Genomic DNA, 25,075 nt, shown 5'->3' on the forward strand with positions numbered 1-25,075 from the left:
GCACCGCGTTTCGTGAAGCGAAATTCCTTTTTGTAACTCCGTCATTGGCACGTCCATATGGTCGCGTTGTCGGCAGTAGCAATGCTACTGGTCGCATTTGTCGGGAGCCTCTTCATGGCGTGGACGATCGGCGCCGGATCGTCTGGGTCGACACCGTTTGCGCCAGCAGTTGGTGCGAACGCCATTTCCATCATGCGTGCGGGATTTGTCGTGGGGCTGTTAGGACTCTCCGGAGCGATACTGCAGGGAGCAAACGTCTCCGAGACTGTCGGGAGCGGACTCATTCAGGGGGCGACGCTCTCACCGATGACAGTCATCATCGGGCTATTTACTGCAGCGCTCCTCGTTGCAGTCGGGATCTTCACCGGCTACCCGATCGCGACGGCGTTTACCGTTACGGGAGCCGTGACCGGCGTCGGGATCGCTTTAGGCGGTATCCCCGCATGGGGCACCTATCAACAGACAGTCGCGCTCTGGCTCGTCATCCCCTTCGTGGGGAGCGGCGTCGCGTACGGGATGGCTCGTATTCTGGCAGATGAGCGAGTGCCGACCGGGTACACGATCGGCGTCCTCGGGGTGCTCATATCCGCAGTCGTCGTCAATATGCCCCTTACAATACTTGGACCAGCAGGGCAGAGCCGCTCGATCTCGGTGACGTTCAACTCACTTCTCCCTGCCTTCGTGGGAAGTTCTCGCGTGGCGATCACGCTTCTCATCGCCGGAGTCGCCGGAGCGCTGCTGTGTCGACGACACCTGCGTTCGTCCGTGAGGACAGAGCGTCATTTCCTACTCGCACTCGGCTCCCTCGTTGCTTTCTCGGCGGGCGCAACCCAGGTTGGCCTCGCTGTTGGTCCGCTTCTTCCGCTCCTCGAGGACTGGTCGATCCCAATGACCGCGGTCCTCGCAATCGGGGGGTTTGGCCTATTGGCTGGTTCGTGGACGGGCGCTCCGCGGATGATAAAGGCGATTTCACAGGACTACTCGGCGCTCGGGCCGAAACGCTCGATCGCAGCGCTCGTTCCATCGTTCCTCATCGCTCAAACAGCGGTATTTCTGGGAGCGCCGGTATCGTTCAACGAGATTATCGTCAGCGCGATCATCGGTAGCGGATACGCAGCCGAGAACTCCCCCGTGAGTGTATCGAAGATCCGAAATACATCAGTTGCCTGGGTAGCGTCACTGTGTATCTCGGGGCTTTGTAGTTTCGGGCTTGTGTCGGCGCTACTGGCTGTTCAGTGACGCCCATAGATTCCCCTCAATGCGACTTCCAAGTAACTCCCGAGCTGCGTACTGACCGTGATCTTCGACACCCGCAGTTCACCTGGGCAGTCCATTGGATTCGAATAGTTCTCGCTGGGGTTGCAAACGAGTGGCTGATGATGCATGGTGTCGCAATACCCCTCAGTCCAGGATGTCGGTCGATCGTTCGTTCCAGATTGGCCTCGTCGAGGACACAGGTGTCGGGGTCGAGCTTGATCTCTGCTCCCTGCAGAGCCAGGGACGAACACACCGTCGTGGGGAGTACTTGACGGGCTGCACTCGCGTCGCAGGCGAGGGCTTCCTGATCACAGAAGGTGCGGCCGACAGGAGAACCATCGATGGGATGCGTACAGTTGATTGGTGTTCATGGTGCGATACGCACGTGGAGTTCCCACACTCAGGCCCCGCCTCGCAGGTACAAACCGGCCGGATGGACCGATGATTTCACCGGAATTGAATAGCAGGCCAACACGGCAACCGGACTCTGACAGCTCAGCGACGACGTTGGGTCAAGGCGGCGACGGTATGGCGTTGTTCCGCTTCGATCTGTTCCAGTAGTTTCGTGCCGGTGTCCAGCACAGGAAAATCAACGTCGAGGTCGTCGAATAGGTAGGTGCTCACCGCGACCGGTGACCGACCGTTGGAGAGACCCAATGACGACAGCTCGCTGACCTGCTGTTGACGCCGAGCCAGCAACGTTTCACACTCTTCCTGGAGTTCGTTCAATCGCCGCCAGCGTGTCTGAAGGTCGGGGAATGTGCGCTCGGTGAGCCCCTCTCCATCAGTAACTTCAAACCGCTTGACGATCGCAGAGAGTTGGTCAGCCGCCGCTTGGAGGTCAGTGCGTTCACCTCCAAGCGTGTCGATCACCACCTGCCTGTCACGAGCTGCATTCCGTGTGCTTGCGACAATCGAACGTCGCAACGCGGGCGTAAAGTGAGTGCCGTCGATAATGGAGGACGCGAGCTCGGGACTTAATTCGGCGGTCAGATGTTCCTCTAGTGACTCGTCGTAATCAGTATCGAAATGATCGACTGCCATCACGGTGTCACGGTATGCATCGCGAACCGACTGGAGCTGCTCCTCAGGCTGCTTGTTTACGAGGAGGAATCCCTCGCTTGTATGGCCGCCATCGGATCGGGGAGCGATAGAAATTTGTTCGACACGGTCCGCAAAATCCACGAACGCTTTATACTCCGCGAGTAACCGATCCCGTTCGGCATCAACCTCGGCCGGGGCACGACGAACCGCATCGAGTGAACCATCCGTCTCAAGCGCAAGTGCACCGAATATGGCCGCCACAGTCAATATCGAGACTGCCTCCCACGCGCCGCTAGCGCTACCGAAAACGATAGCAGGCACCTCAGTGCTATGGCTTGTTAGACCAGCGGCTGTCACTGGTGGCCATTAACAGTGCAATTACAAAGAGTTTACTCATCTCGGATCTCGTCCAGACGCTCGAAAACGGCGGTTCAGCGACTAATGATGTAGTATCATTTTCCTAGTAGTATACGATAAATATCCAATTTACTAGGATATGGAGTGGGTGATTCAGTCGGTGAAATCGGAGCTAGCCCGCTTCGCAAATCGCGCCCGTTCCCTCGCCCAACAGGAGGTCGTCCTACTTTCTCAATCCGCGGTATAGCGTGGCGAAAAGGCTACGCTGCGTAGGTGATTCTCGCGATTTACGGCCTCAAAATGTATTTCGATCTTTCGTTCTGGCGGCTCCCAGACGCGCTCCAGGAAATGACACGGATCATTTCGAATTCACGGTATAGAACCAATCCTACTGTCCGATTTCACCACGATTTGTTCGCGAATTCGGGGCCGAAAATGCTGATCTGGTGTCGACAGCTGCAGTTGTTGGCAGAGCTGCACGATGCCGGCGAGATCCAGGCGATCGATGCAACCGACATGGATGGATCACAGCACGCCAGCGCTACGCGAAACGGACGAATACCGTGCTCAGATCCGTCACAAACGACGCTCCACAGTGATTGTGAAACAACTTCGAACCTAGATATACACTGCTCGATGAAATGACCGCGCGAAAAGCGAATCGACGAACAGCGACTCAAGCGGAATCTCGACCAAGTCGAAATGATGTCCGCCGACGAGGGTCGATATCCCGCCGCCCAGGAGGCCCAGGTATTACCTTCTGACGTCCGTAAAGCGGAATATGCCTGACGGAGCTACAGTGAGGCGGTGGCAAGAACGACTCGAATGGCCTACAGCCCTGGGAGTACTTTGGTTCGTCCTGTATACGAGCGCGACTATTTTTGACTCGGCCTGGGCCTACTCGAATAGAAATACGATCGCGTATCTGTTTTCGCCGAACCACTTGTCAGAACCACTTGGCTGGCTCTTTCTCCTGTCGCTGTTAGTAACAGTGATCGGGATCTCGTTTCACGTCTACATCCTCTGGGCGGGGCACTAGCTCCACACTCATACTGAGTAGCTGATTCAGCACTCAGATACGAGGAGGGTTATCGAAGAGTTCACCTTGAACTCATCTACGAGCGCGGCCACAACGTACTGCTTCGAATTGCAGCAGCTACGTCGTTTGCCCAGAACTCGCAATCGGTAGTTAGTACCCGCCGGTTCGATCAACCGACTCAATACTCAGTGCGGGGAAAGATACGACCACTCGGGACGGGGTGCGGTCGAACCCTGATTGGGTAGTTTCGAAAACATTTCCTGGAGTTCCCATCAGAAGCGTAAAACGGGATTAGTGGCTCAAGCGCACGAATTCGAGCGTCTAAACTAGGGCAAAGGTTCGAATAAACGATCCCCACCTTCACTTCCACCGGGCTTCAGGACTCGCTATATCCCCCGCAGAACTGTTCCAGTGGGATGCAAATGGTAGCCCACTCTTCGATCCCGGAACTCCCCGATCTCTCGGCGGGCATCCAGCTACTCGACGCCGAGCCCGGCGGCGCTCTCCCGGCACTGGTCGCCGACCAGGTGCTCACCGACGGGAAGCGTGCGCTCTGGGCGGACGCCGGCCGCCAGGCCCGCACTCGTCGGTTGGCAGACGTCGCACCCAGCCCGCGCATCCTCGAACGGATCGACGTGGCACGTGGCTTCACCGCGTTCCAGCACTACGCGATCGTCGAGCGCCTGGTCGACCGCGCCCGGCAGCTCGCCACCGAGGACCGGCTCGCGCTGGTGGTCGCGCCGGCGTTGGACGCGCCGTATCGCGAGGACGGCCTCCGCGGTGACGAAGGAGCGACGATGCTCGTTCGTGCGATCGCCCGTCTGGCCGGTATCGCTCGGGAAGCAGCGTGCCCAGTACTGGTCACACGGCGTCGCGACGACGCGCTGTCGGCCCCGATCGCGAACGCCGCCGCGGACACCATCCGGTGTGAGCACACCGAGCAGGGGCCGCGGTTCGAGGCCGAAGACTTCGAGACGCTGGTCTACCCCGTCGGCGACGGCCTGCTCCAAACCACGCTCGCGTACTGGCGGCGCATCCTCGACGCCCGCGCTCCGGAGGGTGCCCTCGAACCAGTCGAGCCAACCATCTCGATGGAGGGGTAACTCGTGGGACGAACGAACGCCACGTATCGCGACACGCTCCGGTCGATCGAGGGTGAGTGGGACGACTTCGAGCGGGCGCTCCGACGGAACGACCGCGAACACTTCCAGCGGCTCTTCGAGCACGCGCGCCGGTACGCCGACGCCGCGGGCAACCAGAACCCGACCGACCCGATGCCGGCCATCCTGCTGTCGATGCTCCTCGCCCAGGAGCGCGAGCGGGCCACACTGGCCGAGCGCGTCGACGAACTCGAAGCCCGCCTCGACGAGCACGGAAACTAGATGCCCTACACCTTCGACTTCCGGGACGATCACGTTTTGGAGTGGACCGCCACCGAGGGCGGCGCGACCGTCCAGCGGATCGACCACTGGTCGCCGACGTTCTACGTACAGGCCCACGGCGACGACGTCACACTGGACGAGGTGGACGAACTCCTCGCACCGGACCCCCGCGTCGTCGATCGCCGGATCGAGTCCTGGCGACCGGGCTTCCGCCACGATCACGAGGAGTTGCTCGCCGTCGACGTCGATCGCGTCGACGCCGTGACCGACGTCGCCCACCGCGTCCGCGCCGAAGGGCCACCCGGTGCCTACCGGTGTTTCAACGTCGACCTCTCGCCGCAGTTCCGGTACTGCCTGGAACGGGGCATCGATCCGGCGCCAACTGTGGATCTGTCGAGGCTCGCGATCGACGTGCCCGAGACCGAACTCGTCGACGGCCCGATCACGACCGTCGCTCTCGAGGGCGATCGCCCCGACGGTGCGGACGTCGAGGAGACGATCGACGACTCGGCGACGGCCGTCGTCCGTGGCGTTCGCGCGGCGCTTCGGCGAATCGATCCGGACCTGCTCGTACTCTCGACGGCCGAGCTCGTCCCGGAGCTCGACGCGACGGCCGAGGCCGCCGGCGAGGAGTTCCACCTCGGCCGGCGCCCGGGGTTCACGCAACTCGCCGGCGAGTCGACGTTCGAGAGCTACGGCCGCGTCGGCCACTCACCGGCGCGCTACTCCGTCCCCGGCCGGGCGATCGTCGATCGGTCGAACAGCTTCTTCCACCACGAGGCCGGGCTGGCGGGCTGTGTCGATCTCGTCGGTCGGTCCTGGAAACCCATCCAGGAGCTCGCCTGGGCGTCGATGGGCAACGTCCTCACCGCCATGCAGATCCGGGAGGCGATGCGCCACGACGTGCTCGTGCCCTGGAACTCCTGGCGCCACGAGTTCTGCAAGCGAATGGACCAGCTCCACGAGGCCGATCGCGGCGGCCACACCTTCGCACCAGACGTTGGCGTGCACGAGGCTGTCCACGAGCTCGACTTCGCGTCGCTCTACCCCAACATCATCTGCCAGTACAACGTCTCGCCCGACGTCATCCGGTGTAACTGCCACGACAGCGACGACGTGCCCGGCCTCGGCTACTCCATCTGCGAGGAGGACGGCTATCTCGCGGACGTCCTCCACCCGCTGATCGACGACCGCGCCGACATCAAAGCGGAGATCCGCGAGTGCGACGACCCAGAACGACGTGCCGCCCTCGAGGGAAAATCCTCCGCGATCAAGTGGATCCTCGTCTCCTGTTTCGGCTACCAGGGGTTCTCGAACGCGAAGTTTGGTCGCATCGAGTGCCACGAGGCGATCAACGCCTACGCCCGCAAGATACTCCTCGACGCCAAGGAATGCCTCGAGGCCGGCGGCTGGCGGCTCGTCCACGGCATCGTCGACAGTCTGTGGGTCACGCCACGCGAGGGCGAAGAACAGGCGGATCTCCACGAGCTCGCCGCCGAGATCTCCGCCGACGTCGATATCGAGCTCGAGTACGAGTCCGCATTCGAGTGGATCGCGTTCGTCCCGATGCGGAGCAGCGACGCCGGCGCGCTGACGAAGTACTTCGGAAAGCGTGCCGATCCACCCGATCACGAGGACGAGTACAAGTTCCGCGGCGTCGAGGTCCGCCAGCGCTCGACGCCGGAGTTCGTCGCACAAGCGCAAGAGGCCATGATCCAGGCCTTCGACGAGGAGCGCACGCCGGAGGCCGTCTGTCGGGTGCTCTCTGCGTGGATCGAGCGCCTCGAGCGGGGGGACGTGCCCGATGACCAACTGCTCGTGAAGAATCGAACCTCGAAGGACGTCGGGGACTACAGTAGCTATACCCTGACTGTGGCCGCCCTGGAACGCGTGGAGGCGTCCGGGATGGACCGTGCACCCGGCCAGGACGTCGAGTACGTCGTCGTGGACGACGACGCCGAGTCACGCGAACGCGTCCGTCTGCGCCACGAAGACGGCGAGGGCTACGACGTTGCGTTCTACCGGGAGCAGCTGGTCAGGGCGGCCGAGAGCGTAGTGTCGCCGCTGGGGTGGCGTGCAGACGAAATGGAGGGGTATCTGGTGAGTAGGAAAGACGGGAGTCTGTCGGCTTATTCTTGATCGTGAAATTTCCGGAAGGCTCTCCAGACAATAGAGGTCAACCAAATAACCGGAATTACGAACAGGAAGAGCGGGATGATATTGTTGACTCCCTGCAACAGAAGGTGGATGAGAAATCCTAGGCCGATTAGACCCAGAAGCCCGTTAGCAGCCATCCAAATTCCTCCTGATGGGAGGCCACCGTTGAACACGACGTTCTTGAACATATCCTTAGCCTGCTCCCGAGGCGAGTTTCCGCTGTTACGGCCAACACTGGATCTCCGGCTGGCATTCTCTATTTGATCGATGAGTTGCTCTAATTCGTAGTACGTAATACTGGATGCCACTGCCGCCAGGAAAATACCAATGCCGTACCCAAACCAGGAATTCGAATAATAGAGGTAAGAGAAGCATGCGACCGTCCAGAACGCCAGTACTGGGTTCCCCTCAATTGCAAATTTCGCATAGTCGGACTGCATCTTAGGCCTGGTTTGACACCCCTTCATAATAAAGCGACCCAGCGGTCTGGGGGGATTTCAGTACATAGCCACGGACTTTATCAGATGGAGAATGACCGACAGACGTACTCTAAATACCCAATATTGGGTAATAGCACCCTTGGCCATTCTGCTTCGAGTAATTCGATACTCACAAGAGGAACTAATTTGGTCGCCGTCTTCGACGAAGCACGAAACGTGCATTCCAACGGGACCGGCGAAAAAACCGAAGATAGGAAGCAGAAACGGGCCACGATGACAGACGAGCCTCGTGAGGACGTGATCTATAGAGTGAAGTGCAACACCTGCGGGAAATCGTGGGATCGCGATCCGAAAGACGGACCAAGTCACTGGCCAGAACGCGACTGGGATGCCGGTGCCGCCCGGAGTGCGGCAAAAGGCAAGCGCGACAGTCATCGGATGAACACTCAGCAGCAGCCCGACATGAAACGTCACGACGTCGAGATCGTCGAAGTCGAGCACAACGATGCCTGATGGCGGTGTCGAACCCAGGAACCGTCGGTCGAAGCGGCAACCGAAGTACGATGACACTGATTCACCCTTTCCACCGAGGCGGCTCGAACGGGGTGTGAGGACTTTATCGGCCGTATTGGACGTCGTCACTGGCGCAGGGAACAATGATCACAGTACCCGTCCAACTCAGCCGTAGATTTCAGAGTGGACCCTACGAAGCTCTTCGACGACCTCCTCGACCTCGGATTCGTCCGGATAGTAGTCGTATAGTGTGGGCTCGAGAGGATCCGCCTCCTCTTCGAGAATTTTGCGCCGCCCCTCGTCGCTCGGGTCGATGGTGATCTCGGCGTAGAGCAGCGAGACGTCCGATTCGGACAGGTTGAAATCCACTTCCGCATCGAAGGGCTCGCCCTGAAGCTCGATCTCGGTGTCCACCATGAACCAGCCGAGGTCGTCGCCCAGTGTCGGATCGACCCAAATGTCGTAGTCAGTCTCCTCCGCGACGCGCTCGGTGAATCGCTCGACCTTCTTCGCTTCTGCCCCAGACATAATCGAGTGGTTCCGATCGGCTCGTAAAGAAGGTAATCGTCTGATCCACCACTACGTTGCTGTTCCACGGGGAGATTCTGAGAACCGAGCGGCCCAGACATCCTGCAGGCCACCGCGAACGACGATCGCCAAAGAATCGGAAGCTATCGTGACGTTACTGCCCCTGAGATTCGAACTTCTCGAGAGCTGCTGGTGTCAGCCCGAACTCGCCGTCCGGCGACCGGGGAACGTCCGTTTCTGGCGAAACCATTCCCGTGAGTGCCCGGACCAGAGCGTATGGCGTTCCAGCGCCCCAGGCCTGGGGTTCACACGAAGCGGGATATCGGACGGGAGTCGTCGCATCGGAGAACCCACAGAACACCTCGGGCATGCGGTTGTCAGTGAAGGTTCCCGCAGCACCGAGCACGTCTTTGGATAGCTGTTCGACGCGGTCGTGGTAGCCATACCGTGCGAGGCCGAGCGCGATGAGGGAGTTGTCGTGGGGCCAGACGCTACCGATATGGTAGGAGACGGGGCTGTACCCGGCGTCCGCGGCCGACATCGATCGGACACCCCAGCCGGAGTACAGCGCCTCGGAGAAGAGCCGATCGACGACGGCGTCGGCCCGGTCGGGATCGACGATTCCCGACCAGAGGCACTGCCCGACATTAGACGTGGAAGTGTCGACTCGCCGACCATCACCGGTCAAGGCTGCCGCGTAATAGGACCGTTCCGGGAGCCAGAATGCCTCGTTGAACCGATCGCGGAGCGTAGCTGCTCTCGCCTCGAGGTGGGACGCCCTGTCGGGATCGTCTCGTACGGTTCGGAACAGAGTAGCGCCGCGCTGAAGCGCGTCGTAGACGTATCCCTGCACTTCGGCGCTGGCGAGTGGCGGCGTTGCTTCGGTTCCGTCGGCAAACTGGACACTCATATCGGAGTCCTTCCACGCGGTATGCGTGAGCGAGTCGTCGTCCGTGGCGTCGTAATAGACGAACGGATCGTCGGAAACGGCGTCCATCGCACCGGTAACCCACTCGACGGCAGCGTCGAGTGCCGGTGCAAGCCGCTCCGCGAGTGCCTCGTTGCCGGTCCACCGGACGGTCTCGTCGAGGAGGACGATCCAGAGCGCCGTCGCGTCGATCGTTCCGTAGAAAGGGTCGTAGTCGATCTCGCCTCGTCTGGCGAGCTCTCCGTGCCGAATCTCGTGGAAGATCTTCCCGGGCTCGGCGCGCCGGGACGGGTCCACATCGGTCGCCTGGTGGTCGGCGAGATAGGAGAGGACACCCATAGCGAGTTCCGGAGCCGCGGGGAGAACTTGATAGGCCGTAAGGAGGGAATCTCGTCCGAACACGGTGGCGAACCAGGGTGCGCCGGCGAGCAGAACCGGTCCGTGCGGGGAGTCGGCGGTGAGGGCTTCGAGATCGGCGGCGGCTTGCGCAAACGTTTCGGCGTACTCGTCGACCTCGCTCTCGATAACGGGAACGTTTGGGGGCGAAGACGTGGACGACCGTGGCCGGGAAGGGTCGTCGATCGCGGTCGTCACGGTGGCGGTGACGGCGGCCCGTTCCTGCCCGTCGAGTTCGAACTGGAAGTCGGCGTGGCCAGCCACGAGCTCGTCCGGGACAGGGTCGAAGGCAATTGTGGTTCGGTAGCGAACTGGGGTGCCATCTGGAGCCTCGTACCCGTACTCGTACGTGATGGAGCTGCCGTCGGTAGCCGCTTCGACGTTGCGGTCGATCCGACCGTTCACGCCGCGGATCTCGAACAGGTCGGCGAAGTCTGCGTCGAAGTCCAGGCGCAGCCCGTTGTGGACAGGGGTGCTCGAGTGGTTGACGATCGCGATCTCGTCCGTGAGGGTGCCCTCTCGACTCACCCGTCGATCGCGTTCGAGGACGACGGAGGTACGTTTGTCCTCGCCGGACTCGGAGATCTCGTTGACGGTCGAGAAGCCGTCTGCGTACCGGACGAGCTGCCGGTTCGGTGCGAGAAGTTCCTCGCCGATCGCGCTGAACGAGCCGTCGTCGACGGTGACGTCGATCCCGGTCAAGAAACGAGTATCTCGTCGGTAGAGTCCGCCCTGTGCCGGTTCGACGCCGTCTCTCGTCGTGTACAGGAGTGAGTACCCGTCGACGAGCGATACGTTAGGCGCCATAGGTAGTCTGTCCAAAGGCGATTTCAGATCCGGTCTCGGTGATTCGGGAGGTTCGATGCGGTGCCCGACGCATTACTATCTCCATCGAGTGAGACCTCCAATATAATACTTTGTATACCTCCACCGACAGTAGTTGTATTGTTCACCGGAGCGGTGGCGTCGAACGGATCCCATCCCTTCGGGCGATTGCGCGAACGACACGGGCACGGATTCTCTACACAGTGCGTGCGAGTTCGGACGCTGAGTCGCCGTTATCCCGAAAAAGTGGCCTTCGAGTTGATCAACGACGGCACTTCACAATCGGCCAAGCCGCCGCAAGTGGGGAGAGAAGCGGGATCGTCCCGCTACAGCATGCTTCAGACTACAACAACTTAAAATGGTGGTACGCAATCTATATCTGGGTGGCACCGAATCGTCGGCCATGGCGAACTATGCCACGCCACCGCCGCTGGACGCTGGAGACGCCTCGATGATCATGGAGCCCGCCGACCGCGGGGAAGGAAACTGGGTGGGCGCACCGTGCGTTCACCGCCACAAGGGGACGATCTACCTCGCCGTTCGCGAGCGGAACCCCAACGACCGCGGGCACGCGATCGCGATCTACGAGCGTGAGGCAGCGAATACGTACACGGAGCGAGTCCGCATCACTGCGGCAGCACTAGACGTTACGAGCATCGAACGCCCCGCGTTGACGACCGACCCGGACTCAGGGGAGCTCAAACTCTACCTCCCGGTCGACGCTCACCGGAACTGCTGGCACGTCCAGAAACTAGCCGACGTCGGCGATCCGACTGCTTTCGATCCCGCGACGGCTCGCGACGTGCTCCGTCCCGAGAGCGGCCACACCGATCGATCGACGGTCAAGGATCCCTACGTAATCACGACCGGCGGGAAGTTCTACATGTTCTACGCGGGGAGCGACGGGGACAACACGCGGGCACACCTCGCGACGAGTATCGACGGCGAGACCTGGGAGCGACGAGCGGAGCCCATTCTCCACAGCCAGTTCTGGCACGATGAACGAACCAGGGTTTCTTGCGTCCTCCCCGCGCCAGACGCTCCTGTCTGGTACGTATTCTACGACGGATCCGGGCGCACGGACTACGGGAGTACCTGGAACCTTCGAACGGGGCTTGCCATCTCGCCGGATTTGCAGACGTTCGATGACACTTCTCCTCACGGGCCAGTCGCCTCGGCACCGGTCGCAGATCACCGGCTCGCACCGCAGAACTTCGCGACGTGTAGATACATGGACGTGCTACCAACCGGGGACGGCTGGGAGGTATTCTTCGAGGTGGCCCGTGAGGACGGTTCGTTCGCACTGTACAACCAGCGACTCACAGAACAGCGGTTCCGATCGTGACTGGGGACACACTAGTCGACGTGGACGGGAGTCGACCCTACGTCGAGTACTGTCTCGCGAACGTCTCGGCACGACGCCGAGCGACACTCGACGCAGCCGACGTGCCCACGCGTGGCGTTTGCTGTCTCGACCGATGTGGGCGATGCTTCCGATCGGCGTTCCTGGTCGTGGACGGAGAGCCAGTCGAGGGAGCGGCGTGTGACCGGTTCATCGACGCCCACACGATAGGTGATCCGGAGTGAACGTCCTGCTCGTCTCGATCGATAGTCTCCGTCGGGACTTTCTCACCACGTACCGGGACCGGCCGTTTGAGTACGACTATGCAGTCGAGACGCCGAATCTGGACCGATTCGCCGATCGGGCGACGGTGTTCGATTCCCATTACGCCGGAAGCCTGTTCTGTATGCCGGCTCGACGAGAGTGGCTGACAGGGACTCGCGAGTTCCCCTGGCGAGGGTGGGGCCCGATCGAGCCGTTCGACGACACGCTGCCCCGCATCGCCCGGTCGAACGGGACCGTGGCAGGACTCGTGACCGATCACTACCACTACTTCCAGCACGGCGCATCTGGCTACTACGAGGACTTCAACGGGTTCGAATTCGTTCGAGGACACGAACACGACGCGTGGCGGACGGCACCGAGAACGATCGACGAGTCGTTCGCCGCCCAGATCCGCGCGACTGATCCCGAGGAGCTTTCCTACATGCATCGGGCGCAGTATGCTCGGAACGTCGCCGATTTTGACCCAGAGACGGAAACCGATTTCTTCGCACCCAAGGTGTTCTCGAGAGCGGCCGAGTGGATCGAAGCCAACCAGACGTGGGACGACTGGTTCTGCTTCGTCGATAGCTTCGATGTACACGAGCCGTTCCACTGTCCGGAGCCGTACGCGTCGATGTACACCGACGAGGACCCCCTCGATCCCGAGTTACCGGTCTGGCCGCACTGGGGGCGGACCGACGCTGGCCAGGCAGCACTCGCCGACCGGGAGTTGGCGTTCCTCGAGGCCCAGTTCGCGGGCAAGGTCACGATGGTCGACGAGTGGTTCGGCCGACTTCGTGACGAGCTCGACGCGCGAGATGCCTGGTCAGAAACCGTCGTGATCGTCACCGCCGATCACGGGTTCTCGCTGGGGGATCACGGGTGGCTCGGAAAGGCCGACGGACCGTTGTACGACACGCTGGCGCACACACCGTTGCTCGTGTGGCATCCCACCTACAGCGACTCCGTGGGTCGAGTCGACGCGCTCACGAGTGCAGTAGATCTGCATCCGACGATCGCAGCTCTGCTAGACGGCGAGACGGACGGTCCACACGGCCGGTCGATATTGCCCCTCCTCGAGCGGGAATCAACCGCTATCCGGGACGCAGCGATCTACGGTATCTGGGGATCGGACGTCAACGTCACTGACGGACAGTACACCTATCACCGACAGTGCGACGAGACCCACCCAGCGGTCGTCAGATCCACGTTCCAGTCGAATCCTCGCGCCGTGTTCCAGCCGCCAGATCCGCCGGTAGAGCCAGCCACGACCAGACTACCCTACGCGAAACGACCAGTGTGGCGATACGAGGCGCCGAGTATCTCCCGGCAGGCTGGAACGATGCTGTTCGACACGGACGCGGATCCAGCACAAGAGCGCGATCTACAATCGACCGCACCGGAACACGCGGAACGGATGCGGGAGTTGCTCGCCTCTCGGCTGGACGACCTCTCGGTCCCAGCCGCCGAATTCACCCGATTTAGCCTCGCTACACCCCCAGGAGCCGATTGAGAACTGGCGTTGCTTACGAACAACTACGCAGAATAGTTGTCTCCCAAATCTTTAAGGTGCCCCGTTAGACATTGGTTATCTATGGGAACGTCCCACAATAGACAACTGCCACGGCGTACAGTACTGGGAAGCGCCGCCGCACTTGCCGGCGGCCTTGCAGGGTGTATCGGCGGTGGCGGCGGTGACGGTGGGGGCGACTCCATCGAATACTGGAGCATCCACAACTCCGAAGACCGCCGCTCCGCGATCGAACCGACGATCGCGTCGTTCGAAGAAGAGTCGGGCGTCGATGTCGAGACGAACTTCGTCGACAACAACGACATCGGGACAGAGATCCAGACAGCGATCGCCTCTGATTCGCTGCCAGAGACGGCCCTGCTCGCGGTGCAGGACATCCAGCGCCTCGGGAACGATGGCGCGGTGTCGACGGAGAGTGCTACGGCCGTCGTCGAAGAGCTCGGCGAAGACGACTTCCGCGACGCGACGCTCAACTTCGTGAGCGATCCCGACGGCGGTTACTACGCCGTCCCGTCGACATCGTGGGTTCAGGGCGTCTGGTATCGTAAGAGCGCGTTCGAGGAGGAGGGGCTCGACGACCCACTCACCTGGGATGCGATCCTCGAAGCCGCGGAGACGTTCCACGACCCGGACAACGGTACGTACGGGATGGGGTTCGGGACCCAGCAAGACGCCTACGCCCGCCAGTGTTTCACCCAGATCGCCCGCGCGAACGGTGGGCTGGTCGTCAACGCCGACGGCGAGGTCGTCTTCGACGAGCCCGAGGTCGTCGAAGCGCTGGAGTACGTGCAGGACCTCAGTCAGTACACACCTGGCGCGATAACGTTCGACGACACCCGACAGCTCTATGAGAACGAGGAGATCCACATGACGCTGTGGTCGACGAACATTCTCCGGCACATTCTCAACAACGTCGGCGAGGAGATGGCCCAAGACACCGGGTTCGCATCCTACATGGAGAACACCCGACAGTCCACGTACGGCCAGGTCCTCGGACACCCGATCTTCGAAAGCTCGGAGGCCAAGCGTGAATCCGCACAGGACCTCGTCTCCCACGTCACGTCCGGCGACGCCTACATTTCCTGGGCACACGCGGCGCCCGGTGGAATGGTTCCGGCACGCCAGTCCGTGACGGAGACCGAGCAGTACCAGGACAACGAGATCCTCTCCGCCTGGGGAGACACCATCTCGCAGTTCACCGCTGCGATGGACAACATGGAGCGATTCGACCTCGTCGACGGGACGCAGGTGCCGGCGTTCGGTGACATCGCGAGCGCAGCGCTCGTCGAAGGCGCCGTGAACCGAGTCGCGGTCCAAGGGGACGACCCCCAGACCGTCGCGCAGGAGCAGGCCGAAGAGATGCGGAACGTGATCTAGGGAATGTCGTCGACCACGTTCGTCAGAGACCGGATCGAGCGAATCGATCCGCGCCGGCGCGAGGTGTTGCTGGGCTACCTGCTGGTGTTGCCGTCGCTGCTCCTCATCGGCGCGGTCATTTTGTACCCGCTCGCGTACAACGTCTACCTCGGCTTTACCGAGGTCCCCCTCAACCCCGATCAGTCCCCGACTTGGGTGGGCCTGGAAAACTACGAGATGCTCGTCAACAGCGACCGGTTCTGGGACGCTGCGTACAACACGGTCGTGTTCACGGTAGCCAGTTCACTCCTCGCGACTGCGGTCGGTCTCGGTGTTGCACTCCTGTTCGATCGAACGTTCCGCGGCAGGCGACTGGCTCGAGGCCTTGTGCTTCTCCCGCACGTCACCCCGATCATCGCGGTGGCGTTCGCCTGGCAGTTCATGCTCGATCCGCTGTGGGGGAACCTCCCGGATCTCCTCGCGTGGCTCGGCATCTACGATAGTGACGTCGGGCTCCTGCAGTCCAGAGAACACGCATTGCAGATGGCGATCCTCTTCGACGTCTGGCGGAACTTCCCGTTCGCATTCTTGCTGTTTATCGCCCGTCTACAGGCGATCCCACAGAGCATGTACGAAGCAGCCACGATCGACGGTGCCGGTCGATTCGCGCAGTTCAAGGACATCATTCTCCCCGAGCTGAAGGGGACGATCCTGATTGCGATCTTGCTCCGGTTCGTCTGGGAGTTCAACGCGTTCGAGCCGGTCTGGCTACTGACCAGAAACCTGGAAACGCTCCCGATCTACGCCTACCAGTCGGCGTTCTCGACGTACGATCAGGGGCTCGGTGCAGCGATCGCGGTCATGCTGTTCCTGTTCCAGCTCGTCATGGTCGCCGTCTACATGCGCTTCGTGGGGGAGGACGAACTATGACGGTGCGAGAGAACGTGACGAACGGCTTTCGGGTGTTGCTCGACGGCCACCGTCGGTCGTCGTTGCTCAGCCGAATCGGGTTTTACATCGCGACCGCTCTGACGCTCTTGTTCTCGCTGTACCCCTTCTACGTGATGTTCATCACGAGCGTCTCGACAAACGATTCGCTGTACTCACGGGATCGAGGCGTGATCCCGGAGTCGTTCACGCTCGAGCATTACGAAGTCCTCTTCGGGAGCGGATCCTTCCCAATCCAGACGTACTTCTGGAACAGCCTCTCGGTCGCCCTCGTGACGTCCGTGATCGCACTCGTCGTCAGTATCCTCGGAGCGTACAGCTTCACGCGCCTCGACTATCCGGGGAGCACGTTGATTCGCCGAGGAATCATCGTAGTGTATATGCTCGCGGCGATCACACTGGTAGTTCCGCTGTTCCAGCTACTGGTCAGGTTCGACCTCGTCGACACGCGGACCAGTCTCTACATCACCTACACCGTCAAGACGCTCCCGCTGACGCTGTACATCCTCTGGAACTACTTCCGGTCGATTCCCGTCGAGATCGAAGAGGCAGCCTTCATCGACGGGTACTCCCGAATCGAAACGATCGTTCGCGTCATCGTACCGGTAAGTCTCCCGGTGCTCGTTGCGGCCTTCCTCTTCTCCTTCAAGATCGCATGGAACGAGTACCTGTTCGCGAGCGTGTTCCTGCAATCGGACTCGTTGTACACGCTCCCGATCGGAATCGAGGCGCTTGACAGCGCGTTCCAGAACGTCTGGGGAGAGATCATGGCTGCATCGATCATCACGACGCTGCCGATCATCGTAATGTTCCTCTATCTCGAGAAGTACATGGTCGAAGGGTTGACCGCTGGCGCGGTGGAGGGATAGCATGACTGAACAACACGCCACGGCCCGGCGCTCGTCACAGCCGGAGTCCTCGACGGCGGGAGCAGTCGAAATCGAGGGGCTCAGAAAGGAGTACGACGATGTAGTCGCCGTCTCCGATCTCGACCTTCGCGTCGAGCCGGGAGAGTTGCTGGTGTTGCTCGGACCGTCGGGCTGTGGGAAAACGACGACACTCCGATCGATCGCTGGCCTCGAATACGTGACCGACGGGGTCATCCGGTTCGACGACGAGGACGTTACGCGGCAGGCACCACAGCGTCGCGACGTCGCGATGGTGTTCCAGAGCTACGCGCTGTATCCTCACAAGACGGTGCGGGGGAACCTAAAGTTCCCACTGCGGAAAGCCGACGTCGGCGGCGAGGATGCGACGGAACGCGTCGAGGAAATTGCCGAGCTACTCGAGATGGAGGGCCACCTCGACACGCGGCCAGCGGAGCTAAGCGGAGGCCAGCGCCAGCGGGTGGCCGTCGGGCGAGCACTCGTTCGACAGCCACACTTGTTGTGTATGGACGAACCGTTGAGCAATCTCGACGCCAAGCTGCGGGTCGAAACCCGCACAGAGCTTCGGCAACTCCAACAGCGCCTCGACCTCACGACAATCTACGTCACGCACGACCAAGAGGAGGCCATGAGTATCGCAGATAGAATTGCAGTCATGAACGACGGACGGATCGAACAGGTCGGCACACCAGAGGACGTCTACGAACGCCCCGCGAACGAGTTCGTGGCCTCGTTCATCGGTGACCCACCGATGAACTTCTGCGACCCGGACGACGTGCGCCAGGCGGGGATCGACGTTCCTGCGATCGCGACAGGGACACCGTCGACACTCGGAATTCGCCCCGAGTACGTCTACCCGACGACGCAGGGGGCGCCGTCGGCCGGCGATCGCGTCGAGGTGGAACGGCCGTCCGATCCAGTACCGCTGACTGTCGAACTCGTCGAACCGGTCGGACGGGCCTACGAGGTACAGCTCGCCGGTCACGGCCTCGAGTTGACCGCTCGACTCCGAACACTCCCCCGCGACGTAACGGAGGGCGATCGTGCCGAGTTCGTCGTCGATCTTGAGCGATTGACCGCGTTCGACGCCGAGGGGGAGGTGTTGTAATCGTGGTCGAACTTCGCCTCGAAAACGTCACCAAGGAGTTCGGGTCGGAGACCGCCGTGTCGGATCTCTCCCTCGCGGCCGACGGCGATCTGCTCGTCCTCGTCGGACCGTCGGGCTGTGGGAAGTCGACGACGCTGCGAATGATCGCCGGGCTGGAACGACCGACGAGCGGGAAGATTACCATCGGTGGAGAGGACGTCACCCGACGATCCCCGAGCGATCGGTCGATCGCGATGGTATTCCAGAACTACGCACTCTACCGGACGATGAACGTTCGGGAGAACATCGGGTACGGGCTCAAACACTCGAGCTCACTGTCGAAGGCCGACCGCGTAGACAAGGTCGAAGAGATCGCGGAAATGTTCGACATCAGCGAACTGCTCAATCGAGAGATATCGGCGCTTTCAGGCGGTCAGAAGCAGCGCGTCGCCCTCGGTCGTGCCCTGGTCCGCGATCCCGACGTGTTCCTCCTCGACGAACCGCTGTCAAGCCTCGACGCGAAACTGCGTTCACAGATGCGAACGGAGCTACAGCGGATTCAACAGGAGCTCGGCGTAACGACGATCTACGTGACGCACGATCAGAAGGAAGCGATGACGATGGGTGATCGCCTGGCGGTGATGAACGACGGCGAACTCCAGCAGATTGGGACGCCCGAGGCGACGTACGATCGGCCCGATAATCGATTCGTCGCGTCGTTCTTGGGCAGCCCGCCGATGAACTTCCTCGGCGTAAACATCGAACGTCGCGACGGTGAGACGAGCTGCCTGCTCGACGGCCACGAGCTCGTCAGGTTGGCAGATGGCGTCCAAGCAATCGATCGTCCGGTGCAACTCGGCATTCGGCCGGAAGACCTAGCCTTACTCGACGAGCCGGACAACGGCACCACTACCGGAACCATCGGCCACGTAGAATACCAGGGGAACGACAGCTTCGTCCAGGTCGAGGTCGGCGGTCGAACCGTCACCTGTGTTGTTCCCGCCAACGCCCGTCCGCGACAGGGCGATAGTGTAGGGCTTAACTTCCCACCCGCCCAGATTCACCTGTTCGACATGGACACTGGTGACGCGATCCGATCGCCGCCCGATCCGACCGAGACCCGAGCGGCGCCGGATACGTCCCAGAGCGAGCGCGACGGCGCCGAATCACGGAGTGCCAACAGATGAGCGAAGGACACAATCTGGACGTAGAACACCTCGCAGAGCAGCTACAGGATCTCGGCCTCACCGAGTACCAGTCCCGATCCTACGTTGCAGCGGTCGAACTCGGTGAAGCGCGCCCGTCGAAAATCGTCGAAGAGTCTGGCGTTCCCCAGGCCCGAATTTACGACGTCATCGACGACCTCAGTGAGATGGGGCTGGTCGAGGTACACGAGAAGAGCGGCGGGAAGACCGTTGGGGCGCCGGCGCCCGACGTGGCCCTCGACGCGTACAAGGAGCGCCACGTGGGAGAGTTCGCGGAGACGGTCGACTACGTCTCGAGTGAACTCGAGAAGACCCACGAACGGGAGCAAGCGACTGCCGGCTCCGTGACGGTGTTGAGCCACAGCGAGTCGGCAAATCGGCACATGCGTCAGGCGATCGAACAGGCCGAATGGTGGATCGCGCTCTCGCTGACGCCCGAACGGTACGCAGAGCTCGAAGACGAGATACTGGACGCCCTCGATCGCGGCGTCACGGTTAGACTCGTCGCCACAACGTCCGACGTGGGTGCCAGCGTGACGGCAGAGGATTACCCGGACGACCTCCTCGTACGCTCCAGACAGCTATCCGACCTGCTCGTCGCCAGTGACCGTTCCTATGGCGTCTACAGCGGCGAGATCCCGACGAGTGACGATCGTTCGTATCACGTCGTCACGAACCAGAACCTGGTGTTGCAGTTTCAGCAGTACTACGAGCAGATCTGGACGTCGTCACGCACCGTACAGGAGTCACAAATCCTCCCCCGACGATATCTGGATCCGTGGCGGGCGATCGTCGACCTTCAGGCCGCATTCGACAACGACGAACCGCTGGAGGCCCACGTCGTGGGGCACGAAACCGAGTCCCGCGTCGGCGGAAGTTGGACCGGCACAGTCGTCGATTACGAACTCGAAGGGCCCATCGACGCGGATTACAAAGTTTCGGTGCCGGTGAAAGCGACGCTTCTCATCGACGTCGACGGCGAGCGATACTCGGTAGGAGGGTGGAAAGCGGCGGTCGAGGACATCGCCACCGAAGGGCTCGAGATTTCGCGAAGCGAACAATAGCTCTGGCGTCGGTGATTACACCGGCCATCATCGCGGTCGCGGACTCAGTCAGAGAATAGCGTCTTCGTACTGACTACCTCGGATGCCGACCCCCACGAACACTTTTCTCGGGAGCGGCCGACACTGCCTCCAATGGCAGCGATCCGGACCGAGAACCTGACCAAGCGCTACGGAGCGAAGCGGCGGCTCTCGCTGCCGTGGCGCGACCGATCCGACGGCGAGAGCGGTCCCGTCGTGGGGATCGAGGACGTCTCCCTCACGGTCGAGGAGGGCGAGATCTTCGGCTATCTCGGTCCGAACGGCGCGGGGAAGACGACGACGATCCGTACGCTACTGGGATTCCTCTCGCCGACGAGCGGCCACGCCGAGCTCCTCGGAGCGGACGTCACGGATCCGACCGCCCTCCGCGAAGCGAGAGCGGACGTCGGCTTCTTGCCGTCCGTCATGGGGTTTCCCGAGAACGTCACCGGCCGACGCTACCTCGATCACCAGGCGCGGATCCTCGGCGACGAACGACGCGACGAGCTCCTGGAGCTGTTCGATCCGCCACTGGATCGCGAGATCGGCGAGTACTCCACGGGGAACCGACGGATGCTCGGGATCGTCCGGGCGTTCATGCACGACCCCGACCTCGTCGTGCTCGACGAGCCGACCGGCGGCCTCGACCCGCTGAAGCAGTCCCACTTCAACGCGTTCGTCCGCGAGGAGGCCGACCAGGGCACGACGGTGTTCTTCTCCTCACACGTGCTCGGGGAGGTCCGGCAGGTGTGTGACCGCGTCGGGATCCTGCGCGGTGGCCGCCTCGCGACCGTCGAGCCCGTCGACGAACTCCTCGATCGCGGCGGCAAGCGCGTCCGCGTGCGGACCGGCGGCGATCCGGCCGCGATCGGCAGGGACCTCGAGGGCGTCGTCGAGCGGACCGTCCACGACGGGGAGGTCCAGTTCACCTACGGCGGGGATTACGAGCGACTGCTCGATCACCTCGCGAGCATCGAGTCCATCGAGGACCTGGAGATCGCGGAGCCGCCTCTCGAGGACGTCTTCCTGCACTTCTACGGCGAGGAGACCGACGCGGCAGCGACGCCGGGACGATCGGCCGACGGCCGCGATCGGGAGGTCGATGCCGATGCCTGAGATCGCGCGCTTCGAGGCGCGGCGCCGGCTGAAGGGCTCGCTCTACCTCTCGATCGGGATCGCCGCGTTCGCCCTCCTCTTCACCTCCTTCTTCCCGTCCGTCGAGCAGATCGACGTCGAGGAGTACACCGAGGCGATGCCGGCGATCTTCCAGGAGCTGTTCAACATCGCGGCGATGGGCACCATCGAGGGGTTTCTCGCCGTGGAGATCTACCAGTTCGTCTGGGTGCTCCTGCTCCCGCTGTACGTCGCCTACCTCGGCGCTGGCGTCGTCGCCGGCGACGCCGACGAGGATCGGCTGGACGTGCTCCTCTCGCTGCCGCTGTCTCGAACGCGGATCCTCGCGGAGAAGGCGGCCTCCCTGCTGCCGGTCGTGATCGTGCCCAATCTCGTCGTCCCGCCGGTCGTGTTCGCCGGCGTGCTCGCGCTCGGCGAGTCGATCGACCCGGTCGCACTGCTCGCCGTCCACGCGCTCTCGATCCCCTTCCTCCTCGCCTGCGGGGCGATCGGCGTCGCGACGTCGGTGCTCGTGCTCGACGGCGACCTCGCCCAGCGCGGTGCGATCGCCGTCGTGTTCGCACTCTACCTGCTGGACTCCCTCTCCGTCGTTGCCGAGCGAGCGTGGATCGGCGCCGTGAGCCCGATGCGCTACTACGACCCCACCGAGATCATGGTCGACGGCGAGTACGACCTCGTCGGCGTCGCCGCGCTCTGTCTGATCGCGGCGATCGCACTCGCGATCGCAATCGTCCGCTTCCGGCGCGTGGACGCGCCCTGAGCCAGAAGCAACGGGATTCCGTCGCTTCTCTCGCGCTCCGAACCCCAGTTCCAACGGTTGCTGCTGGCGTCAGCTCACAAAACGAAAACTGACGGCCAGCTACCAGCAGATTCTTCAATTCCGTCGTGCTCACCATCGCGCATGACGCCGTCACGTCGGGAACTGGTCGCGGGGATCGGACTCGTCGGGGTCGCCGGCTGCATCGGGTCCGACGGTGACGGTGGTGGCTCGAAACAGGAGCCCATCGAGGTTGGCTCCGCCGGTGGCGGCGTCTCGCTCGTCCGCCACCACTTCGAAGCCCCCGAGATCGGCCCGACGCTGTTCGTGACGATCCGGAACACTCGCGACGCGGGGTTCGAACTCGGCGACCTGACCTGTTACGTCTACGACGGCGAGGAGATGGTCGCGGAGGCCTACCGGACCATCTCGATGTCGGGGCAGTCGACCGAGGAGTTCGATACGCTGTTCGTCAACACCGAGACCGACCGAGAGCAGCTGCGGTCGGCGACGAACTACGAGATCATCATCGACGTGCCCTACACCAACGGCGTCACCGACGAGGTACAGAAAGAGTTCGAGAAGCCGATCGAGTTCGCCGACGCCAGTGCCGACGAGTAGCCAGGCGCGGCCGGTCAGATCCTCTGCGCGGCCCTCGTACAGTGAGGGAGAATCTACCCGATCGAACGGCTGGTCGATACCAACTCGCTGCACTCGCCGGTCGCGCGCTCCCACCGGCAGCAGCACGTTGGCGAGCCACGTGAAGCCGCTACCGACTCCAGTCGTCCACCGAAGCAACCCAATTCGTTGCAAAATAGCGAGGTTATTTATACATTGGTTCGTTATTGTGCAACAGAATGCTCACCCAAGGCGAGCTACACGTTCTGACGACCCTCCAGGGTGAGCAGACGGTCTCCGACCTCGCGACCAATCTGGATCGGAGCCCCAGCTTCACGTCGGAACTCGTCGAACGGCTCGAAACGGCTGGCCTCGTTGCGACGCAGCGAGAGGGGAAGCGGAAGCTGCTCCAACTGTCTGACGCAAAGGCACTGGAGTTGCTCACGGCCCTCACACAGCAGTATACACACATCGACTGGCCGGAGCTGTTGGCAGGGTCGGCGCTCAGGGTATGCTACTATCTCGACACGCCACGAGCTACAGCCGATCTCGCCGACCGAACCGGCGTCCATCGGAGCACCGTCCACCGTGCGCTTGCTCCGCTTCAGCATCGGGGAATCGTGTACCAGACGGACGACGACAACTACGCGCTGAACGAGGATTTCGAACAACTACACGCGTTCGCCCGCGAACTTGCCCACCATGGACACCGAAATACCGTCGAAGAACTGACCGACGCGTATACCATTCTTTGGGAAGATCTCGACGAGTTTCTGGTACAGACTGGGACCGATATCGCCGACGAGACCTTCATTCGAACGGGGCCGGATCAGTTCCAGCGATACGACGTGCCACTTCTGGTGCGTGATCGCCGATACTATCTCTATTCGGAGACGACCAGCGACCTCTCGCCGGAGGCACTGTGTTGTCACATGCTCGTGATCGATTCGGGGACGCGGGCACTGTCGTACTGTCTGCTTCTGCTCAGCCACGTCGATATCGACCGCGAAAAGCTCCGTAGTCAGGCCGACAGGTACGGCGTCAGAATCCTCGTCGACGAACTGTGTACGTATCTCGACACCGACGGCGAACGGCGAACGGATCGACTTCCGGAGTGGGACGAGTTCCAGAAACTGGCCAACGAGTACGGGGTACCGGTATGAGACCCCGGTTCGACGAGTCGTACATACGGTCGGAGCTCGAGCGCATCGGGGAGCACCTCGACGAACCGCTGACCGTCTCCCTGATCGGCGGTGGAGCGATGGCGTTCCGCGGACTCAAAAACACGACCAAGGACATCGATCTCGTCGTCTCGTCCGGTGAAAAACTCAATCAGCTCCGGACTGTCCTCCTCGAGCATGGATACGATATCGTTCGGGAACCAGGCGAGGTGTACGACGAGCTCGGTGCCCAGCGGATCCTCGAGAACGACGAAGGCTGTCGTATCGATATCTTCAACCAACAGGTAGTCGACAAACTCGTGCTGTCCCCGTCGATGCGAACGCGAAGCGAACGATATCTCGACTCGGGGAATCTCGTGGTCGAACTCGTGAGTCCCGAAGATATCTTCCTGTTCAAAGCGGTCGCCGGCCGGGTGGACGACGTCGAGGACATGGCTTCGTTGGTGCAAACCGGCCTGGATTTCGACGTTGTCGAAGCCGAACTCGCGACGCAGATCGAACTACTGGATCGAGAGCTGTTCGTGACGTACGTCAACGAGGCGTTGGCCAATCTCACCGAGCAACACAACGTGACGACCCCGCTGCACGACCCCGTGGCGGAGATTACCGGACGGGTCTACGAGGAACTCGAAGTGCTTCACGCTCTCGACGGACCGAAGTCGGTGACTGAGCTGCAACGGGAACTCGATCGTACTGAAACGGCGGTGAGAGACGTCGTGAAACGTCTCGAAAGGAAAGACGCGGTCAAAACGATCGACGACCGAGTCGAACGCCAATCGATGGAGATCTGAGGATCGGTGAGAGTCCGCGTTGCCCG

23 protein-coding genes are annotated in these 25,075 nt (G+C 61.8%); 19 read left to right on the plus strand and 4 right to left on the minus strand.

Annotation, left to right across the window (positions count from 1 at the left end):
* The first annotated feature begins 57 nt into the window (after window positions 1-57).
* Window positions 58-1,239, plus strand: a complete 1,182-nt coding sequence (locus ACZ5KP_RS06000) for an inorganic phosphate transporter (RefSeq protein WP_460920930.1) — start codon at window positions 58-60, stop codon at window positions 1,237-1,239.
* A gap of 513 nt (window positions 1,240-1,752) precedes the next feature.
* Here ACZ5KP_RS06000 and ACZ5KP_RS06005 read toward each other — a convergent pair.
* Window positions 1,753-2,658, minus strand: a complete 906-nt coding sequence (locus ACZ5KP_RS06005; protein ID WP_460920932.1) for a DUF7260 family protein — start codon at window positions 2,656-2,658, stop codon at window positions 1,753-1,755.
* 1,461 nt (window positions 2,659-4,119) lie between these two features.
* On the opposite strand from ACZ5KP_RS06005, the gene ACZ5KP_RS06010 reads away from it, so the two are divergent.
* Genes ACZ5KP_RS06010 through ACZ5KP_RS06020 form a run of 3 tightly spaced genes read left to right on the plus strand, consistent with a single transcriptional unit; the run spans window position 4,120 to window position 7,218 of the window.
* Window positions 4,120-4,800 (plus strand): P-loop NTPase family protein, encoded by a 681-nt coding sequence (locus tag ACZ5KP_RS06010; protein ID WP_460920934.1) that lies wholly within the window; start codon window positions 4,120-4,122, stop codon window positions 4,798-4,800.
* A 3-nt stretch (window positions 4,801-4,803) separates the two neighbouring features.
* Window positions 4,804-5,079 carry a DUF8156 family protein gene (locus tag ACZ5KP_RS06015; RefSeq protein WP_460920936.1) on the plus strand — a complete coding sequence of 92 codons (276 nt, stop codon included), beginning with the start codon at window positions 4,804-4,806 and terminating at the stop codon, window positions 5,077-5,079.
* Window positions 5,080-7,218, plus strand: a complete 2,139-nt coding sequence (locus tag ACZ5KP_RS06020; protein WP_460920938.1) for a type B DNA-directed DNA polymerase — start codon at window positions 5,080-5,082, stop codon at window positions 7,216-7,218.
* On the opposite strand, the gene ACZ5KP_RS06025 is transcribed toward ACZ5KP_RS06020, so the two are convergent.
* A complete protein-coding gene (locus ACZ5KP_RS06025) occupies window positions 7,209-7,676 on the minus strand; it encodes a hypothetical protein (protein WP_460920940.1) in 468 nt (155 codons plus the stop codon). The genes ACZ5KP_RS06020 and ACZ5KP_RS06025 overlap by 10 nt on opposite strands.
* A 186-nt stretch (window positions 7,677-7,862) precedes the next feature.
* On the opposite strand from ACZ5KP_RS06025, the gene ACZ5KP_RS06030 reads away from it, so the two are divergent.
* Entirely contained in the window at window positions 7,863-8,189 is a 327-nt protein-coding gene (locus ACZ5KP_RS06030; RefSeq protein WP_460920942.1) for a hypothetical protein, read from the plus strand.
* A 165-nt stretch (window positions 8,190-8,354) separates the two neighbouring features.
* Here the strand turns inward: ACZ5KP_RS06030 and ACZ5KP_RS06035 are convergent, their stop codons facing one another.
* Together ACZ5KP_RS06035 and ACZ5KP_RS06040 are read right to left on the minus strand one after the other, a co-directional pair.
* A complete protein-coding gene (locus tag ACZ5KP_RS06035; protein WP_460920944.1) occupies window positions 8,355-8,717 on the minus strand; it encodes a hypothetical protein in 363 nt (120 codons plus the stop codon).
* 154 nt (window positions 8,718-8,871) lie between these two features.
* Window positions 8,872-10,848: an amylo-alpha-1,6-glucosidase gene (locus tag ACZ5KP_RS06040; RefSeq protein ID WP_460920946.1), complete on the minus strand. Its 1,977-nt coding sequence runs from the start codon at window positions 10,846-10,848 to the stop codon at window positions 8,872-8,874.
* A gap of 421 nt (window positions 10,849-11,269) precedes the next feature.
* Between ACZ5KP_RS06040 and ACZ5KP_RS06045 the strand changes: the two genes are divergently transcribed.
* From ACZ5KP_RS06045 to ACZ5KP_RS06110, 14 genes are all read left to right on the plus strand, one after another.
* Window positions 11,270-12,211 (plus strand): glycoside hydrolase family protein, encoded by a 942-nt coding sequence (locus ACZ5KP_RS06045; RefSeq protein WP_460920948.1) that lies wholly within the window; start codon window positions 11,270-11,272, stop codon window positions 12,209-12,211.
* Window positions 12,212-12,231: 20 nt separating this feature from the next.
* Complete coding sequence (locus ACZ5KP_RS06050) at window positions 12,232-12,453, plus strand: DUF1450 domain-containing protein (RefSeq protein ID WP_460921136.1); 222 nt, start codon at window positions 12,232-12,234, stop codon at window positions 12,451-12,453.
* On the plus strand, window positions 12,450-13,985 hold the full coding sequence (locus ACZ5KP_RS06055; protein ID WP_460920950.1) for a sulfatase: 1,536 nt from the start codon (window positions 12,450-12,452) through the stop codon (window positions 13,983-13,985). Before ACZ5KP_RS06050 ends, ACZ5KP_RS06055 begins: the two co-directional genes overlap by 4 nt.
* A gap of 81 nt (window positions 13,986-14,066) precedes the next feature.
* Window positions 14,067-15,380 (plus strand): ABC transporter substrate-binding protein, encoded by a 1,314-nt coding sequence (locus tag ACZ5KP_RS06060; RefSeq protein ID WP_460920952.1) that lies wholly within the window; start codon window positions 14,067-14,069, stop codon window positions 15,378-15,380.
* 3 nt (window positions 15,381-15,383) lie between these two features.
* Window positions 15,384-16,289, plus strand: coding sequence for a carbohydrate ABC transporter permease (locus ACZ5KP_RS06065; RefSeq protein ID WP_460920954.1), 906 nt, complete (start codon window positions 15,384-15,386; stop codon window positions 16,287-16,289).
* Complete coding sequence (locus tag ACZ5KP_RS06070) at window positions 16,286-17,176, plus strand: carbohydrate ABC transporter permease (RefSeq protein ID WP_460920956.1); 891 nt, start codon at window positions 16,286-16,288, stop codon at window positions 17,174-17,176. Before ACZ5KP_RS06065 ends, ACZ5KP_RS06070 begins: the two co-directional genes overlap by 4 nt.
* Before the next feature lies 1 nt (window position 17,177).
* Window positions 17,178-18,302, plus strand: coding sequence for an ABC transporter ATP-binding protein (locus ACZ5KP_RS06075; RefSeq protein ID WP_460920958.1), 1,125 nt, complete (start codon window positions 17,178-17,180; stop codon window positions 18,300-18,302).
* A gap of 2 nt (window positions 18,303-18,304) precedes the next feature.
* Complete coding sequence (locus ACZ5KP_RS06080) at window positions 18,305-19,468, plus strand: ABC transporter ATP-binding protein (RefSeq protein ID WP_460920960.1); 1,164 nt, start codon at window positions 18,305-18,307, stop codon at window positions 19,466-19,468.
* Window positions 19,465-20,550, plus strand: coding sequence for a TrmB family transcriptional regulator (locus tag ACZ5KP_RS06085; RefSeq protein WP_460920962.1), 1,086 nt, complete (start codon window positions 19,465-19,467; stop codon window positions 20,548-20,550). Before ACZ5KP_RS06080 ends, ACZ5KP_RS06085 begins: the two co-directional genes overlap by 4 nt.
* A gap of 132 nt (window positions 20,551-20,682) precedes the next feature.
* Window positions 20,683-21,684 carry an ABC transporter ATP-binding protein gene (locus tag ACZ5KP_RS06090; RefSeq protein WP_460920964.1) on the plus strand — a complete coding sequence of 334 codons (1,002 nt, stop codon included), beginning with the start codon at window positions 20,683-20,685 and terminating at the stop codon, window positions 21,682-21,684.
* Complete coding sequence (locus ACZ5KP_RS06095) at window positions 21,677-22,462, plus strand: ABC transporter permease (protein WP_460920966.1); 786 nt, start codon at window positions 21,677-21,679, stop codon at window positions 22,460-22,462. Before ACZ5KP_RS06090 ends, ACZ5KP_RS06095 begins: the two co-directional genes overlap by 8 nt.
* A 141-nt stretch (window positions 22,463-22,603) precedes the next feature.
* On the plus strand, window positions 22,604-23,080 hold the full coding sequence (locus ACZ5KP_RS06100; protein ID WP_460920968.1) for a hypothetical protein: 477 nt from the start codon (window positions 22,604-22,606) through the stop codon (window positions 23,078-23,080).
* 236 nt (window positions 23,081-23,316) lie between these two features.
* Window positions 23,317-24,240 (plus strand): helix-turn-helix domain-containing protein, encoded by a 924-nt coding sequence (locus ACZ5KP_RS06105; protein WP_460920970.1) that lies wholly within the window; start codon window positions 23,317-23,319, stop codon window positions 24,238-24,240.
* Entirely contained in the window at window positions 24,237-25,049 is an 813-nt protein-coding gene (locus ACZ5KP_RS06110) for a DUF6036 family nucleotidyltransferase (protein ID WP_460920972.1), read from the plus strand. Before ACZ5KP_RS06105 ends, ACZ5KP_RS06110 begins: the two co-directional genes overlap by 4 nt.
* The last annotated feature ends 26 nt before the right edge of the window (window positions 25,050-25,075 follow it).

This window comes from Salinarchaeum chitinilyticum, assembly GCF_055390775.1.

Bases quoted from the DNA above. Each gene is read 5' to 3' on its own strand.
- ACZ5KP_RS06000 (WP_460920930.1), top strand. From the start codon at position 58: ATGGTCGCGTTGTCGGCAGTAGCAATGCTACTGGTCGCATTTGTCGGG.
- ACZ5KP_RS06010 (WP_460920934.1), top strand. From the start codon at position 4,120: ATGGTAGCCCACTCTTCGATCCCGGAACTCCCCGATCTCTCGGCGGGC.
- ACZ5KP_RS06020 (WP_460920938.1), top strand. From the start codon at position 5,080: ATGCCCTACACCTTCGACTTCCGGGACGATCACGTTTTGGAGTGGACC.
- ACZ5KP_RS06025 (WP_460920940.1), bottom strand. From the start codon at position 7,676: ATGCAGTCCGACTATGCGAAATTTGCAATTGAGGGGAACCCAGTACTG.
- ACZ5KP_RS06035 (WP_460920944.1), bottom strand. From the start codon at position 8,717: ATGTCTGGGGCAGAAGCGAAGAAGGTCGAGCGATTCACCGAGCGCGTC.
- ACZ5KP_RS06040 (WP_460920946.1), bottom strand. From the start codon at position 10,848: ATGGCGCCTAACGTATCGCTCGTCGACGGGTACTCACTCCTGTACACG.
- ACZ5KP_RS06045 (WP_460920948.1), top strand. From the start codon at position 11,270: ATGGCGAACTATGCCACGCCACCGCCGCTGGACGCTGGAGACGCCTCG.
- ACZ5KP_RS06060 (WP_460920952.1), top strand. From the start codon at position 14,067: ATGGGAACGTCCCACAATAGACAACTGCCACGGCGTACAGTACTGGGA.
- ACZ5KP_RS06065 (WP_460920954.1), top strand. From the start codon at position 15,384: ATGTCGTCGACCACGTTCGTCAGAGACCGGATCGAGCGAATCGATCCG.
- ACZ5KP_RS06070 (WP_460920956.1), top strand. From the start codon at position 16,286: ATGACGGTGCGAGAGAACGTGACGAACGGCTTTCGGGTGTTGCTCGAC.
- ACZ5KP_RS06075 (WP_460920958.1), top strand. From the start codon at position 17,178: ATGACTGAACAACACGCCACGGCCCGGCGCTCGTCACAGCCGGAGTCC.
- ACZ5KP_RS06085 (WP_460920962.1), top strand. From the start codon at position 19,465: ATGAGCGAAGGACACAATCTGGACGTAGAACACCTCGCAGAGCAGCTA.
- ACZ5KP_RS06090 (WP_460920964.1), top strand. From the start codon at position 20,683: ATGGCAGCGATCCGGACCGAGAACCTGACCAAGCGCTACGGAGCGAAG.
- ACZ5KP_RS06095 (WP_460920966.1), top strand. From the start codon at position 21,677: ATGCCTGAGATCGCGCGCTTCGAGGCGCGGCGCCGGCTGAAGGGCTCG.
- ACZ5KP_RS06100 (WP_460920968.1), top strand. From the start codon at position 22,604: ATGACGCCGTCACGTCGGGAACTGGTCGCGGGGATCGGACTCGTCGGG.
- ACZ5KP_RS06105 (WP_460920970.1), top strand. From the start codon at position 23,317: ATGCTCACCCAAGGCGAGCTACACGTTCTGACGACCCTCCAGGGTGAG.
- ACZ5KP_RS06110 (WP_460920972.1), top strand. From the start codon at position 24,237: ATGAGACCCCGGTTCGACGAGTCGTACATACGGTCGGAGCTCGAGCGC.